Origin of the sequence: Candidatus Desulfosporosinus nitrosoreducens (assembly GCF_030954495.1) — a bacterium.
In the GTDB taxonomy this organism is placed as follows: Bacteria; Bacillota; Desulfitobacteriia; order Desulfitobacteriales; family Desulfitobacteriaceae; genus Desulfosporosinus; species Desulfosporosinus nitrosoreducens.
The window spans coordinates 195,556-211,790 of record NZ_JAVHUW010000082.1 but is presented as its reverse complement, the minus strand read 5'-3'; the positions used below and the strand labels follow the sequence as shown (position 1 = coordinate 211,790).

13 protein-coding genes are annotated in these 16,235 nt (G+C 36.7%); 7 read left to right on the top strand and 6 right to left on the bottom strand.

Features of this window, described 5'->3' with window-relative positions; genetic code table 11:
* Positions 1–57 precede the first annotated feature (57 nt).
* The gene (locus REC12_RS23740; RefSeq protein WP_308898492.1) at positions 58–1,710 is read left to right on the top strand and encodes a methyl-accepting chemotaxis protein; all 1,653 of its coding nucleotides are present in this window, start codon (positions 58–60) and stop codon (positions 1,708–1,710) included.
* 488 nt (positions 1,711–2,198) lie between these two features.
* On the opposite strand, the gene REC12_RS23735 is transcribed toward REC12_RS23740, so the two are convergent.
* Positions 2,199–2,732 (bottom strand): hypothetical protein, encoded by a 534-nt coding sequence (locus tag REC12_RS23735; protein WP_308898491.1) that lies wholly within the window; start codon positions 2,730–2,732, stop codon positions 2,199–2,201.
* A gap of 829 nt (positions 2,733–3,561) precedes the next feature.
* On the opposite strand from REC12_RS23735, the gene REC12_RS23730 reads away from it, so the two are divergent.
* From REC12_RS23730 to REC12_RS23705, 6 genes are all read left to right on the top strand, one after another.
* Positions 3,562–4,587 (top strand): WYL domain-containing protein, encoded by a 1,026-nt coding sequence (locus REC12_RS23730; protein WP_510167185.1) that lies wholly within the window; start codon positions 3,562–3,564, stop codon positions 4,585–4,587.
* Entirely contained in the window at positions 4,574–5,581 is a 1,008-nt protein-coding gene (locus REC12_RS23725; RefSeq protein ID WP_308898489.1) for a WYL domain-containing protein, read from the top strand. The genes REC12_RS23730 and REC12_RS23725 overlap by 14 nt, the downstream gene beginning before the upstream one ends.
* Before the next feature lie 523 nt (positions 5,582–6,104).
* Positions 6,105–7,238 carry a slipin family protein gene (locus REC12_RS23720; protein ID WP_308898488.1) on the top strand — a complete coding sequence of 378 codons (1,134 nt, stop codon included), beginning with the start codon at positions 6,105–6,107 and terminating at the stop codon, positions 7,236–7,238.
* Between the two features lie 95 nt (positions 7,239–7,333).
* Positions 7,334–8,911, top strand: coding sequence for a HEAT repeat domain-containing protein (locus REC12_RS23715; RefSeq protein ID WP_308898486.1), 1,578 nt, complete (start codon positions 7,334–7,336; stop codon positions 8,909–8,911).
* A gap of 45 nt (positions 8,912–8,956) precedes the next feature.
* Complete coding sequence (gene prfH, locus REC12_RS23710) at positions 8,957–9,565, top strand: peptide chain release factor H (RefSeq protein WP_308898485.1); 609 nt, start codon at positions 8,957–8,959, stop codon at positions 9,563–9,565.
* A gap of 179 nt (positions 9,566–9,744) precedes the next feature.
* Entirely contained in the window at positions 9,745–10,953 is a 1,209-nt protein-coding gene (locus REC12_RS23705; RefSeq protein ID WP_308898483.1) for an RtcB family protein, read from the top strand.
* A gap of 982 nt (positions 10,954–11,935) precedes the next feature.
* On the opposite strand, the gene REC12_RS23700 is transcribed toward REC12_RS23705, so the two are convergent.
* The 5 genes from REC12_RS23700 to REC12_RS23680 all read right to left on the bottom strand — a co-directional run bounded on the left by REC12_RS23700 (position 11,936) and on the right by REC12_RS23680 (position 16,069).
* Positions 11,936–12,391 carry a Uma2 family endonuclease gene (locus REC12_RS23700; protein WP_308898481.1) on the bottom strand — a complete coding sequence of 152 codons (456 nt, stop codon included), beginning with the start codon at positions 12,389–12,391 and terminating at the stop codon, positions 11,936–11,938.
* Between the two features lie 61 nt (positions 12,392–12,452).
* Positions 12,453–12,929 carry an NUDIX domain-containing protein gene (locus REC12_RS23695; protein ID WP_308898480.1) on the bottom strand — a complete coding sequence of 159 codons (477 nt, stop codon included), beginning with the start codon at positions 12,927–12,929 and terminating at the stop codon, positions 12,453–12,455.
* Between the two features lie 824 nt (positions 12,930–13,753).
* The gene (locus tag REC12_RS23690; RefSeq protein ID WP_308898479.1) at positions 13,754–14,155 is read right to left on the bottom strand and encodes a DUF2500 domain-containing protein; all 402 of its coding nucleotides are present in this window, start codon (positions 14,153–14,155) and stop codon (positions 13,754–13,756) included.
* Between the two features lie 108 nt (positions 14,156–14,263).
* Complete coding sequence (locus REC12_RS23685; protein WP_308898477.1) at positions 14,264–15,190, bottom strand: TIGR01777 family oxidoreductase; 927 nt, start codon at positions 15,188–15,190, stop codon at positions 14,264–14,266.
* A gap of 186 nt (positions 15,191–15,376) precedes the next feature.
* Positions 15,377–16,069 carry a hypothetical protein gene (locus tag REC12_RS23680; RefSeq protein WP_308898476.1) on the bottom strand — a complete coding sequence of 231 codons (693 nt, stop codon included), beginning with the start codon at positions 16,067–16,069 and terminating at the stop codon, positions 15,377–15,379.
* Positions 16,070–16,235: the final 166 nt, after the last annotated feature.

The following is a 16,235-nucleotide window of genomic DNA, read 5'->3' as shown; positions in this document are numbered from 1 at the left end:
AAAGTGTCAAATTTAAGCACCACAAAGAGAACCAAATTGAGGAGAAGGGATGATAAAATGAAAATTAAGGTGAAGCTTTTATTAGTGTTTTCTATCATGATATTTCTAACCATGGCCATTGTCAGCCTGAATTTAATTACTTATAAATCATTAGACAGTGATGCCGCCTTTGTAAACTACGCCGGAAAATTAAGAGCGAACAGCTACAGAATGGCATACCTATCAGAACGAATAATAATCGGTGGAGTTGATCAAGAAACAGAGAGCAAACAGCTACAGGAAAGGATTGTATTTTTTGATAACCTAATTAAGTCATTGATAAATGGGGATGAATCTCTTGGGCTAAAAAAACTGCAACAGCCAGAAATGTTGCAAAAATTGCAATCCATTGAGAGCAAATGGGAAAATCAGTATAAACCTGCCTATGAAGCGATAGCCAAAAATGGAGATAGACATGGACTAGGTAGCATTGAGGGTTCAGTTGACGGCTTTGTAACTGAAGTAGATCAATTTGTTGGCGGATATTCGGCCTTATCACAAAGTAAAGTTACAAATGCAAAGATTATTAGCGATATCATGCTATTAATCACGGTCCTCTTTGGCATTTTTGGCATAATAATGGTTAGAGTACAAGTTATACGCCCGATTGAACGACTTTCAAAGGAAATGAAAGAAATTTCTTCTGGTGAGGGTGACTTAACGACGACGATCAACATTGTAAGGCAGGATGAACTTGGAGAATTGATCAAGCATTTTAACGGCTTCCTGGCCAGTATCAGGGAGATAGTTACTAAGATTTCTAATTCATCTGATGTGCTTAGTAACTCGATGCAGGGCATCTCTGGAACTAGCCATGAACTATCTAAGTCCACAGAAATGATTGCTAATGCTGTAATGGAGGTTTCTGACGGCAGCGTAGAACAAACGGAGATGATTGGCGGTCTTAATACATTAGTAGAGCAGATGAATGTGGATGTGGGCAAGGTGCTTTATAAAACCGAGAATTTGCTTCAAGGTTCAGAGAGTTCTAAAGCTTCTGCAGGAGAAGGAAATCAACTTTTGAAGCTGCAGGCAAGAGGCTTAACGGAAGTCGTTTCAAGCTTAGGGGATGCCAATGATGCTGTAAAACTACTTGAAGGATATTCCAATGATATTATAGGCATCTTGAAGATTATCGATAGTATATCCAGTCAAACCAATTTACTGGCCTTGAATGCGGCTATAGAGGCCGCTCGTGCAGGTGAATCCGGAAGGGGATTCGCTGTAGTTGCTGGAGAAATTAGAAAACTGGCAGAGGGTACAGGTCAAGCAACAATTCAAATATCTGAAATTATTAACAATATAACAGGACAAACAGTCATGGTAAGAGATAACATGACGCTAATGGCTGAACGTATTGACAGCCAGTCTCAAAACATGGATGTTGTAATGAATAAATTAAGTGAAATTGTTCAAAAAGCAGACACTACTTATTCAGATGCAAAAGAAATTGAATCCATCAATTTGACAATCAAGAACAATTTTGAGGTAATCACAAATTCCGCCAGTAAGATTGCGGAAGTTGTTACGAATAACTCCAGCAATACGCAAAATGTTGCTGCTGCAGTACAAGAACAGACAGCTTCTTTTGAAGAAGTGAGTGCAAATATGAATACGTTGAATGACCTTTCGAGTGAACTTAACCTTGTCGTTGGGCGGTTCAAAATTTAGGCGAAGTTTGGTCACTAATTATCTCTCGATGTGGTACCTGCCCTCACTGGGAAAGGGACTTGCGGCCCTCATCTCCGAGTGTGACATGAAGGAACCAATTCCCCGTTTTTATTCAAAGAAAGTTTCTAGGTAACTGCCAAGAAGCAATTGAACTCTACACGAGAGCATTCTAGAAAACAGAGGCGATTGAAATTCATCGATTTTCTGACATGCCCCAAAATCAGGATAATCCTATGCAAATTTTCAATACTATCAGATGAAGGACGAGTAGGTAACAAATAAAAGCATTCGTTTTTTTACAATCTCAATAAGGGCGAGCTGCTTACAACGTAATCAACTCGCCCTTAACTCAAGCTTCCAATCAGTTCTGAACTAAGTGTACTATCTGTTTAAAAAGCATAATAAAACCACACACCACATTCGTCGGCCGCTACGAAAAGTGGTCACTTTGGAGCGGCTTTTTAAATCCTCTTCTCCGATAAGTTTATTTAATTATTGGCCAATTGAGAACTTGGCTCATAACTAGGAGTTATTTCACGGTAAAACATACTCGCATTAGATATTAATCCAGTCGCTTCGTACGAATACCTTTCAAGAACACTGGAATAGTTGTTCGCTTGAGTAACAAAGAGTTTAGCCATATTTGTCGCGTCTTCTAAAGTATCAAAAATTAAAAGATTATAGCTAAATATTACTTTGTTTTTTACGCGAAACACTAGGTGTGGTATTCCGCTCTTTTGAGCAAGCGCAATTAACACAGGTCTTCTGCCTACTCGCATTAAAATACTTAAAGCCTCTAAAGAAATGCAGTCTTTTGTCATAGATATAGATATAGCTGTTTGCATATTACACTTGTTGTTCACTTCAAGATCAATATTGCGCTCTACTGCCCACTCGTGTGTCATTTTATTGTACAAATCCCGAACCCCTACAACCGCAAGCGTGAACTTACCAATTAATGACTCCGGCATATTATCGAATTCTACAGGAGTAACGCCAATGATTATATTTTTTCTCCCCATTTAGTCCACCTCTCAACATAATTTTTGTGATGTATACATTGCAAATTATATTGAAATATTTTAGCTGAAATTTCTTTACAAACTATTCACTCAATTCATACTAATCTAACTTTTCTCAATCATAACACTTATTATAAATTAAATAAAATGACAATTTTGTATTCTTCAATCAGAAAATAAAATTACAATTCAATAAACTTTTCATCCCACAATTTACAGCATTTAGCATGTTGATAGTATAACCTGGTTCAATTTATCTATATTTTATATTCCCTATTAATCTCTGATGAAGTTCTCCAAGCACAAGTTCGAGCAGGCGCTCATAATACAGCACTTTAGCCTCTACTACTGTCTATCATTGATGTTACTGGCATTATGACCTCTTTCCTCCCACAACTATTGAAGCGCTAGAATATTCGTTACAGTCTCCGCAATGGGCAACTGGTACGGCAATAAGTGCCTTTGACATAAATTAGATTCCCATTGCTTTGAGCCGCTAGAAATAAAGAACAGTAGTACAAAGGAAAGCAGATGAATTAAAGAGTAATAATTCTTAAGTTTAAGGAGCATTATGTTTAGCGATTTTATTAAACATTATAATATCATTAGAGATATTCTCAGAGATTGTTTTTTATACGGATGTTTTTCGATTGATGATCTCGAAAATAAAAGGAATGTCAGTCCCAGGAAAGTAAGCTATGAAATACGGCGTATTCAACAGTATGTCGAAAAGAGATATGTCAAAGTAGATAAGGATGGGCGGTATAAACTTATTAGCCTTACATATGACTTTTTAAGACATACGGATAATTTCCTGGTGAATACCTTCATGACGAAAAGTTTTACCAGGACAGACCTTTACCTGTATTTTTTAATTCTTATGTACCTTCAGTCAAAAGACACTCCTTGTTCAGTAAATGCTGTTGTAGATGAACTGATTGAGAATGGCTATATAAACTTCGAAAAAATTAGCGTAAAGACAATCGAAAGAAAACTTAATGAAATGTCTAAAAAAATCGGTGTGCTTTCTTTTGATACAGAGAAAAGGGCAAAACAGTTCTTTATTGCCCCTGATATATTAGAACAATTTAGCTACGACCAGTTACTGGAATTGCTTAGGGCCATTGATCTTTATAAGAATATCATTTTTCCTACAACTATCGGTTATTTCTGTGAACAAACACTTCAGGATTATTTGGTATATGAAAGAAAACGTAGCGTTACTTTTAACTTGTTTAATTACAAGAATGTTCACTTTCATCCGATAATTGAGGAGCAGATTTTATGGGACATTCTAAAGGCAATCGACCAAGAAAGAAAAATTAAAATTTACTATCATACGGCTAAGAAACCGGATAAGAACTCCTATAGAATCTTAACTCCATATAAAATACGCTATGATGTACGTCATGGCAGATTTTATCTAATATCTTTCAATAATTATGGTAAGTGTATTATTTCGAGGTTAGATAGGATAGAGACTATTGAATTGCAACAGGAATCTTTCCGTAGGGAAGATTATGAAAAAAGCTACATGGAGCGTATAAAATATACTTGGTCCAGTGTAGCTTTAGCAGATGGAAAAGAACCAGAAAACATTAAATTGGAACTATTAATTGATGAAACCACTGAAGGATATTTGATTGAAAAAATTAAAAACGAAGCACCTGGTGGGAAAATGGAGAAAATTGAGGAAGGGTGCTATCACTATTCGATGAAGGTTGCTGACAGTGGTGAATTGATTCCTTGGCTTAGAAGTTATGCAGGTAATATTCGGGTCTTAGAAAGTACTGTGCTTGCAGAAAAACTCGAAGCAGACTGGAAGGAGATTCTTTTGTCCTATGGAATTATTTGATGAAGTAAAAAACAGATATTTCCATCTAGTATTTAGAATTATCAATGAAAGTGTCACTGGGAAAACCAAAGATGAAATTCTAAGAATCATTGATGATGGAGAATTTGAACAAAAAGTTATCAGGAAAAATCAACGTACTTTTGCTGATCTCGTCTTGAATAACGGAGACAAAAACGACAGCTTCAATCTATTAAAACAAGAGAACGATCTATTTTTTCCGAGCATTAGAGATACTGGAAAAATACCACTACCCGTTCGTTTTACAAATATAGAAAAAGCATGGCTGAAAGCGCTTCTTAGCCAACCAGGAATAGAAATGGTTTTAAGCGAAAATACTTTGTCGCGACTTCAAGCCATTCTTGGTGACATCGATACTCCGATTAAAAACGAATATCTGGAAAAGACAAATATCATTCAGCTGCCAGAGATTGCGGAACCAGATATTTACCAATACAATTTTAGATTGCTCTTAGAAGCGTTAATTCAAGAAAAACCTATTCGTTATGATAATAAAGATAGAAAAGGGAAGCTGCATAAGAACAATCTGGCCTTGCCGGTTAGCCTTGAATATTCAATGAGAGATGGTAGATTTCGAATATCCATGTTTTCGATTGATGATAACAGGCCGATTATGGCCAACCTTTTTACACTGTCAAACTTAAGGATCGTGAACGAGGAGGTACCCTTAGATAGGGAAACTGCGAGGGCACTACTTTTAGACAAATACTCCCAAGAGCCCATTGTTTTAGAAGTTACAGATAAAAAGGCAGCGATGGAAAGAAGTTTTATGTGTTTTTCTGGTATGGAGAGGTCAGCAAAACATTTAGGAAATAATAAATATGAGTTACGACTACATTACTACATATTTGAAGAAGAAAATTTAATACGGAATATTATTTCTTTAGGCCCCTATGTCAAAGTAATATCCCCTCGCAGAATTGCTGATGAAATAGTAAACCGAGTAAGAAAATCATTAGAGTTTGCAACAAGATAAATGTTGCAAACTTTTTGTCTTTTGACCGGTAAATTATCCCGGTATACTGAAAATGTTTCTAATTCCTTTACCTAGATTTCTGTATGATCTTGCGGTGCCTGATCTTGTTAAGATTTAGGTATGCCGGTATCGGAATATGGAACTCAATAACCGAAGAACGGAGGTTCGATTCCTCCATTACCGTAAGGTAATTAGCTCAGCGGCAGAGCCTTCGGCAATATGGGGTTCGAATCCCCATCAGATTTAAGGATCTGAAGCTATGGTTAGCTCTCAATGGTCACCCGGAGTATGAATCTTTGGAGAGAATCCTATGTTTAGGCAGTATAACTGCAAAGACGCCGGGATTTAAGCCATGAAGTGCGCGGATACCGAATAAAGCAAACCTAAACTTATCTGAAGCAGTTCTTGCCAAGGCTATGTCTGTGGCAGAAACAATTGATTCATGACAAAGATAGGTAAGCTCTGTTCTTAAGCAGTACTCCGCTAAAGTTCCGAAAGGATTCTCGAAAAAGATTCAGCAAAATTGTTAAGAAAAGGATGGATTAAAATGAAGGTAAGCATTAAGAATGATGAAAGAGGTTTATTATTCAAAGACGGTAACTATACGAAATGCTTAAAACCTGGAAAACATTACTTTAATCCATTGATCAAATATCAAGTTGTGACATCCGATGTTAACAAAACTTTTGAGACGAATGGTAAAAACATCAATCTGTTTCTTGGAGATCATGAACTTTTGCAGGAACTTACAGTTATCGATGTCCAGGACTATGAGATTGCGATCCATTTTGAAGATAATAAGTTTATTGAGGTGCTAAAGCCGGGAAAATATGCATTCTGGAACATCATGAAAAAGCATGAGTTTATTATCATAGATATACGCAATCCCGAAGTCCAATCGGATATAGATCCTTCAGTATATAGTAACCCGATGCTGGCCGGTTTTTTGACTTATTGTGAAGTTGCAAGCTACGAAAAAGGGATTCTCTATTACAACAATATAATTCATAAAATATTGGAACCTGGTAGATATTTCTTTTGGAAAAGTCCGGTACATATTGCCGTGAAAAATATAGATTTAAGGCAGCAGCAGATGGATATGACGGGCCAAGAGATTATGACGGAAGACAAGATCACATTACGACTGAATTTTGTTTGTCAGTATAAAATTATCGATCCACTAAAAGTCATTGAAGTAAAGTCCTTTGAGGAACAGCTTTATATCTTTTTACAGCTCATTTTAAGAGAGTATATTGGATCTTTAAAGTTAGACGATCTTCTTTTAAAGAAACATGAAGTAGGGAGCTATGTCCTTGGAAAATTTCAAGAGAAAAGCTCCAGTTATGGTGTTGAATTCATTTTTGTTGGGGTAAAAGATATTATTCTGCCCGGCGATATTAAAGAAATCCTCAATACCGTGTTGGTTGCGGAAAAGAAAGCCCAAGCCAATGTTATTACCCGCAGAGAGGAAGTCGCTTCGACCAGAAGTCTCTTAAATACGGCAAAGCTGATGGAAGAAAACCAAACCCTTTATCGGTTAAAGGAACTGGAGTTTTTAGAAAAAATCTGTGATAAGATCGGAAATATATCGCTTACCGGTGGAGGTAGCTTGCTTGAACAGCTGAATAATTTGCTCTCGGCTAAATCAATTAATTAATATGAGGTTTCTTAAAATCTCTCTGATGAACAAATGGCTAGTAGGAGAGATTTTCTTCCTTTTGCAGATGAATCGAAAAAGAAGGTGACTTAACGATGAAATATCAGGATAAGTATTCTGCACATCAGATTCTAATCAAGCCCCTAAAAATGTTCGGATTTCCGAGGGTTAAAGATAAAGTAGATGCCCTGCTTTGGTTAAGCAAAGATATCGATCTAAAGGATATTGAATATGTCTTTCCTCTAATTTTCATAAAAAATACAACGCTTGTTTTAACTTCTGCCCAAATGGCAGCAGGAATCATGAGTAAAATTGGGAGCAAGGACTGGAGCCGCATCTACGATCAAGTTAAATACACTAGAATAGACGAGAAAAGCCTGGTTAGCCTTTTAGAGTTTGAGACTGATATCTCCGTTCACCTGTTAGGTATCGCGTCACTCAACAGTAATGGATATGTTCGGGAGAAGGCTTTGAAATTAATGTCTGGTGTAAAAAGCCCAAGCGCTGTTCCATATATTCTTTTAAGGCTCAACGATTGGGTTGTATCTGTAAGAAATCTGGCAGAGCATATACTTAAAAACATGTTAATTCCTGAGAACATAGATTGTTTTATCGATCACTTTAATTTAATTAATAAATTACAAGATGCAGTACGTGTCGACCTTAAAAGTATAAAAACAGAAATTGAAGGTTTTCTTAAAGATGATTCGGTTCAAGATATGGTCAAGAATAAGCTAAAAGATCCTCAGGTTAAGATACGGCTATTCTGTTATCAGTTATTGAGGGGGAGGATTGTCAATGATGAAACCATCATAACCTCCGCTCTTCATGACAAATCATTTGAAGTTAGGATGTGGCTTGTTGAAGCAATAAAAACTCTTGAACCCCAGGACCGATACGCGATTATTGAAAAATTGCTGCGGGACAAATCCGCTAAAGTTAAAACGGCAGTACTAAGAGAACACGAAGATGTTGTCTGCCTGCATTTCAGAAGAATTTTGGAGATGTTCTTGGTAGATGACTATGCTTCCGTGCGAGAGGGCGCTAGATTTATTGTAAAAAAGCATTCAATGATCACAGATATTCCGGAATTCTATAGACTTCAAATTATAAAGAACCCTTTACCGGGAGCTATTGCCGGGCTAGGGGAAATTGGCGGCCAGAGAGACTATGATATTGTTTGTGAGTTCAAAACTCATGAAGATTCTAAAATGAGACTGGCTTCCATGGTAGCGATGTGGCAGCTATCGAAAGCGGACACCGTTGGTTTTATATTGGACGCTTTAAATTCTGATATACCAAAGATTAAAAAAACAGCAAAACGTCTTCTCAAAAAGACAAAAATGCCAACAATTCTATTTGCCATGAAGGAGAAATTGAGAAGCGAAGATCTTGATATGCGAATCTTTGCGCTTCAAATAATTTATAGTTACGGAGGGTGGCAGGCTCTTCTAGCTATTCTTTATGCCATCTCCAGAGAGCAAGAGCCGGTTTTGAGCGAAGCAAAAAATTTATTGAACAATTGGTTGCATAAATCTACAGGCTTATACTCCAGACCGGAGGGAGACACAGAGAAGGCAATCGTCGAACTTTATGAGAAAATATGCCTAAAACGATTAATCAGCGAAAGTGTTATAAAAGATTTACAATTTGTTCTTAGGATCAGAAGATAGTGAATCTACATTGCTATTTTCCGAAAGTTCAAGGAGGTTCACGAAATGTGGATGCAAATTAGCTCAGGGAAAGGCCCCGAGGAATGTGAACTGGCAGTCGGTCTTTTTCTGCAAAAAATATTAAAGGAAAATAAAACTACAAGAGTCATCGATGCAGTACCCGGACGCTATAACGGGACCTACAAATCTGTTCTTTTATCCATCGCTGCAAATGAATTCAAGGGTGATACTGACAACACGAAGGGTACAATCCTCTGGATTTGTCAAAGTCCATACAGGCCTAACCATCGAAGAAAGAATTGGTTTATTAATATTGAAGTATATCAGTCGGCTGAAAGGTTCAACTTTTCGGAAAAAGATGTAAAGATTGTTGCTATGAGAAGTTCTGGTCCGGGTGGACAAAATGTAAATAAAGTAGAAACAGCTGTCAGGGCGGTTCATATTCCCACTGGGTTAACGGTAACCGCAGGTGAGGAACGATCGCAATATATGAATAAAAAGCTGGCACTTGCTCGATTGTCAATCCTTATTAATACAAAAAACGAAGATAATAACAGTGACCATAAAGAATCTATGTGGAGGCAACACAATCTTCTTACCAGAGGAAATCCCATGAGAGTTTATGAAGGTAAGGAGTTTAAGCTTAAGCAATAACAAATAATAAATATCAGATAATTGATAAAGCAACGTATGATTGAAGTGAATTAATTCATTACTTTCGAAGAGGTTAAGCAAGATACGTGGAGACTAACTTCAAGCCGAAGAATGGGACTTTTATGAATCATTACCGATTATTTAAGAACCAAAAATATAAGAATGGAACGGTGTATTAGATGTTGCAAATAGAAGGGAAATTTAATATAGCAAAGGTGTATACCGATATTCTGGAAGAAGGAGCTGCTTCACAGATTGAGACCCTTTGTAACCAGGAGTTTGTAAAAGCAAGCAAAATCAGGGTCATGCCGGATGTGCATGCTGGAGCCGGCTGCACGATTGGAACCACGATGACCATTACGGATAAAGTGGTTCCTAACTTAGTGGGCGTAGATATTGGCTGCGGTATGGAAACTATCTCAATCAGCAACAAACGACTGGAACTGCAAAGGTTAGATAAGTTGATTTATGAGAACATACCGTCAGGTTTTGAGGTGCGGAAGACACCGCATCGGTATAATGAGCAAATTGATTTAACAGGGCTACGTTGTCGTAAAGCAGTGCAACTGGACAGAGCAGAAAAAAGTATTGGAACATTGGGTGGCGGCAATCATTTTATTGAGGTTAATAAGGATGAGGCGGGCAGCTTATATGTTGTAGTTCATTCAGGGAGCCGTCACTTAGGACTTGAGGTGGCAAAATATTATCAGGACGCCGGGTATAAGCAGTTAAACCATAATGGCAAATCAGATATGGAGGCACTCATTGTCCGCTTAAAGTCTGAAGGCCGTGATAAAGAAATAGAGAATGCATTAAAGGAATTTAAAAATCAGGTAATGACCGAAATTCCGTTTCCTCTTGCTTATGTAACTGGGAGTCTGTTTGAGGATTATATTCATGATATGAAAATCGTTCAGCAGTTTGCGGTGCTAAACCGTAAAGCAATGATTACTGAGATCGTGAAAGGCATGAAATTAGACGTAGCGGAACAGTTCACTACGACTCATAATTACATTGATACCGACACGATGATCTTACGGAAAGGCGCCGTGTCCGCAAAGAAAGGAGAAAGACTTTTAATTCCGATCAATATGAGGGATGGTAGTCTCATCTGTTTAGGAAAAGGCAATGAGGATTGGAACTGCTCTGCCCCTCATGGTGCTGGCAGGCTCATGAGCAGGACTAAGGCAAAACAAAGTTTTACCGTTTCGGACTTTAAAAAACAGATGAAGGATGTCTACACGACATCAGTTAATAAAGAAACATTGGATGAGTGTCCAATGGCTTATAAGTCTATGGATGACATCGTAAACCATATTGGCCCGACAGCAGATATTGTGAAAGTAATTAAACCGATTTATAACTTTAAGGCGGGAGAAGAGTATTAAGCAAGATCAATAAATGTTTTGGATATAAACTTCATCCGTTATTTGGTAAGATAAGATAGGGAAGAGGATGAAAATGCCTTGCTGTTAATTTATTACATATTAACCGAACAATACGTATAAAGTTCAGTTTCAAACAGATTCCTAATTGTTTAAGAGGAAAACCAGGTGGTATTATTTTATGTGAAAGTTTTCGTGTTTAAACTTATAGAAATGTGAGAACTATTAACTATGCACTAAATAGAAATTTAGTGCATAGTTAATAGAGGCTAATAAAGCATGTCGTTAGGTCAATATCTCTAATGAGCTAATTACATGGCTCAAATATCTATTAAAAACGTAATTCGATTAGTAAAGCATCAATTGAATCTTTTAGAATTCCAAATTTAGCACCTGAAAACTGACTCGTTCGTATATATCGATAAATATTCAAGACTTTAAATGGCTCCTGTAGCCATAGTTTACTTGGATTAGCCTAATCATATTAAGCATCAATTTCTAAAGCCTTACAGAGGCTCCTAGAGGCTAGTTTTTCATGACGGTTATCGTAAACCTTATAAACGAGTTCAATTGAATAGTAATGTCCAAACTGGAGCTTAATCTAGAGGATATCAAACTTGAAAGCCAAAAATAGTAGCAGTTATCAACTGAATTTATCTAACCGACATGTAATACTGATAATTGGATTAAATACCGAAAGCTTAAAAAATCGCTGATACGGATAAATCAGCTTGTAAAAATCCGTACCAGGATTTTCAGGCTATTTTAGTCTAACCGCCAAAAATTATACTCTACTTTACATAATATCTATTATCGGACTCAAATAATAATTTAAATAACTACCGTCTAAACAGTTGCTCTCGTTTGAGCCAATAAATTTAATTTGTTTTGCAACAGGGATGCCTTATATCTCGGCATTCCAGCATCAAGCTATATCGTGATGAAAATTCTTTAGCTCACAGGAAATCTGACTTTTTCCGTATAATTAAATACCTGTGAAAACTGGCTTTAAATCTATAAAGAGATCCGGGAAAATACTTATGTTAATTTTATCCTCTTCGGCGTAAACTTCCAGCCTACCATATCTGTTATTGTCCTGTAGCACGAATACACTCACGATCTTTGTCTCCGGTTCAACAATCCAGTATTCTTTTACCCCAGCTTTTTCATATTTATTGTATTTAATAAGCCGATCCATTTTTCCAGTGGACGGTGAAGTTATTTCAATTAAGTCAAAAGGAGCAGCAAAAACCTGCCAGGGTTTACCTTTCAAATACTCGAAGAATTGGCCAAATATATTACCGGATATTGCTTGATGCTGCCAGGTGGGTGCTGCTTGCATATAGGGCACTCCGTCGATGATTTCCCACCGTTCACCTTCTTCCGGCCAAGTTAGGTAATCGGCATAAGTATATTTCCCCTTTGATTCCGGTAAAGGCATAAAATCACTCCTTACATGTATCCGTTATCAACATATCCTTGACAAGGAGAGGAAAAAATACCTAGATCATCTGCTTTATTCCTAGATAGACGTCATGTCCAATAAATCCAGTCCGTAGGTCATTCCAAAACCTATCATTTAATATCTCTGGGTAGACTTTAGTATTTGAACTTACAATCTCTTTCTTGCTCAAAAAACGCGATTCAATTATATATTGTTCTGCAAACTCCGGATCAAAGCCTGTAACTATATCATAGGTATCTACTTCTGCGGTAAAGAATAGTTCAACATGGTGAACACCCTTCTCAGTACTTTCTAAAAACTCTCTCACATAAACTAATCTCCCGGGTTTACATTCTACGCCACACTCTTCCTTCACTTCTCTTACTAGTGCTTCGAGTGCGTTTTCATTATCTTCTAGCCCGCCTCCAGGAAGAGTCCACCATTCGTCACCTGTAATTGGACTCCTGTGAAATACGAGAAGAAGCTCTCCCCTCGCATTAAATATTATTGCTGCTGCTCTTACTCTAAAGGTCATGGTAAAAATCCTTTCTATACTACAAGTACCATAGTACTCTTTCAGCATTATTCTTTAATTTTCTTATAAGATATAGAATATCTTATAAGAATCAAAACTATGGGATGTCCTATAGTTTAACTTTCACACTAAAATAATTTCGTTGTGCAAATAAGCTCAATTACTTTATAATGTAATAAAAATAATTCACATGAAAAGGTAGAGTGTGTTGTGAAAAAAGCCTCTTTTATTATAGCAATCATATTAATCATTGTCTGTATAATAATTTTCAATTATAATAAAACGTTTTCAATTAACGATAACGGCAAACAATTAGAAGATGGCATTATGCGATTTATTAATAAAAATTCAGTAATTATCGAAAATATTACATTAAACAAACAATTTATGTTGATAATAAAGAATATGTTTTATTTATAAGTAATAGCTTTTCAGGTATAGGCGATGCAGTATTAAGTAAAGGCATAAATGCAAAATATAAAATGGACTTTACTGAATATGGAAGTGACATTTTTCATGTAAAAATAACATTGAATGGAAAAGATTATAAGATTAAGATACCACAGCAAGAATATTTTATATCTTATTGCCCTGTTTCAGATGACACAGAAAGTATATTTCCTGATAATGATATCCTTAAATTATTCAACAAAGAAGATATTGACATTACCAAGGAAATATATGGGAAATTCCAGCATTAATTCATGATTTTTTTTAAATTAGAGAGTTTGTTTAATTTTTCCTCCGGAACTCCTGTTTACGATATGGCCGGTGCAAGAATTGCTTCCCCAAAATAACAACCCAAAGGAATGCCCATGTAAGTTTTATATGCCTAAATTACTTCTGGCAAAGCTCAAGAACCGAGTACCTTGAAACTTAAGTTTTCCGATGTCATTATCAGCAAGTTGTCCATATTCATGACCGTCTACCATAAATTCTATTCGATCTCCGCTTTCAACCTCAAATGTAACAAAATATGTAGTATTAGATTGACTGTGATGTATTCCAGTTTCCCCAGCACTATTGTGAATAGTACTTGTTGTATGGGTTCTCTTTGATGTAACCTTAGCAACTACACTTAATATTGGTTGTGAGTTGTTATATCTCCATTGGCCAATACTTTTTATGACACCGAAAATGATTAAACCAAAAACTAGGATAAAAATCACAAATATAAACATTGGTACTAATGAAAACATTAAGTCGGCTGGACCAGTATTAAACACCCTATTCCCCCCCATGTAAGCTCTTTGCTGTCCAAACCCAGCAGTTTCGAATAACGTCTCTCCGGCGTTGCAAACCTTCTGTTATATGTATATTGAAGCCCTATTTGGTTATTTTTGCTTTATCTTGGTTTCTAATTGGTTGTATAGGGACTGAGTATCGGTTTTTGTCCGATCGTTAATGATAATTAGTCCGGTTGTGGTACTAAGAAAAATAAATGGCGGATGTGCTGTATCAATATAAACTGTTAAATCGCCATCTTTTGAAGTAAAATTTCCTTTGAGAATTGTCCCCAAATTAATACCAACAACTTTTTTCAGACCTTGAGGAAGATCATTTTTTAACTGCAGTCTCTTAATGTCCGGAAGGTTTATTGTTTTACCATATTCAGTAGAAATTGAAATTATCCTTGTTAAATCTTTAATATGTATCCACGAGAGCCATTGCTCTCCCGTTCCCAACGGACCGCCAAGATAAAATCTGAAGGGCATTGCCATTCTGTTCAACGCCCCTTCATTTCCTAATACCACACCAATCCTTATCGTTGCCACCCTAGTCAAATTGGGCTGAACTTTATACGCTTCTTTCTCCCACTCTCTGCATACCTGAGCTAAAAAATCTTCTCCTGCTTCTTCCGCCTCAGTTATTTCCTCATCTTTGTGAGGGCCATAATACCCGACCGCAGAAGCATTAATTAAAGCTTTCGGCAGAATGGCCCGGCTATTTATAGCTGAAACAATCGCTTTAGTAGTCTTAATCCTGCTGTTCAAGATTTCTTTCTTAACCGCATCCGTCCAACGCCGATTTCCGATTGACTCTCCCGCAAGGTTTATGATTGCGTCAGCATCTTCCAATTCGCTTAGAAAGGCTAAAGGCGACTCATCGGACCACCTGATCATCCGGACTCTATTTTCTGCCTTAGTTATAGATTCCACACTATTCCTTGTTACTACACTTACCTGATATCCATTTGCCAGCAATTCAGTGGTAAGATTTCGCCCAATAAAGCCTGTTCCGCCAAAGATCCCTACTTTCATCCCGCACCTCCATAATTTTATCGTTTAAGATTTATTATTAAAGGTAAGGTAAAATCAAACGGCCGAAACCAAATTCGGATGCGCATTCGAATTTGGTTTCGGCCGACCAATTCCCCAAGAATCAGAGCGGTATTCGTTATACCGCTCATTTTATGTCGCTCAGCCGTTTCTCAATACGAAATCTGTTCAGAGATTAAATCCAACTAATCTGCTTTCATTATTCTTAAACAAGATTAGGTTAGGTCCATTGAATGTTCCTTGACCCTCGCCATTGTTTTCAATATTGCTTGGAAATACTGTTAATGACAAAAATGTTTTTGTTTCTCCTGGATATAATATGAAACTCTCTTGTTCTTGAGAATTTGTTTCTGCTTTCAAGATCAAATCCTTATGAGGCCAATCCAATAATCCTTGATTCGGAGGTATTTTCAGGCCAAATTGGATTGTATCTTTCCCATAGTTGCTAAGTGTAATCGATGCAAGTACATCAATATTTTGATTATCGTTTTCGCTATAAATTTGAAAATGACTGTTTCTTGTGTCATATTCAATAGCGTTTAAGCCGTTTTGCGTCATATAGTAAAGTGGTTTTATTGAAGATAGAACCGGTGGAGCTAACAGCAATAAAATGGCTAAGAGTAATAACGTTTGGCCCACACTCAATACCCTTCTTGCTTCAAGGCATCCAATAATAAACAACGCAAATACTATAAAAAATGGTAAATGTATTCCTCCTGTTTGTCCATTTGTCCATGGAGCTATCCCTAGTGCTAAGAAGAGCTTATCTCCTAATGAAAACCCTGTTTCTGTTCTAGTACCTATTAATATCGAGGCAAAAATTAGTAATCCACCGATTATTCCATGCTTTGTGTTTTTCAAATATCTCCACCACTTTTTATATTTTTAAGCCATAATATGCTCAATCCAATAGAATACCCCTATATGAACTATATGCATCTAACGTTTAAGAATTTATGCCGCGTAATTCCTCTTTCATATCTAAAATTTCTCCTCCTTGTTGAGGGAATATTTCGACAGTCATTAA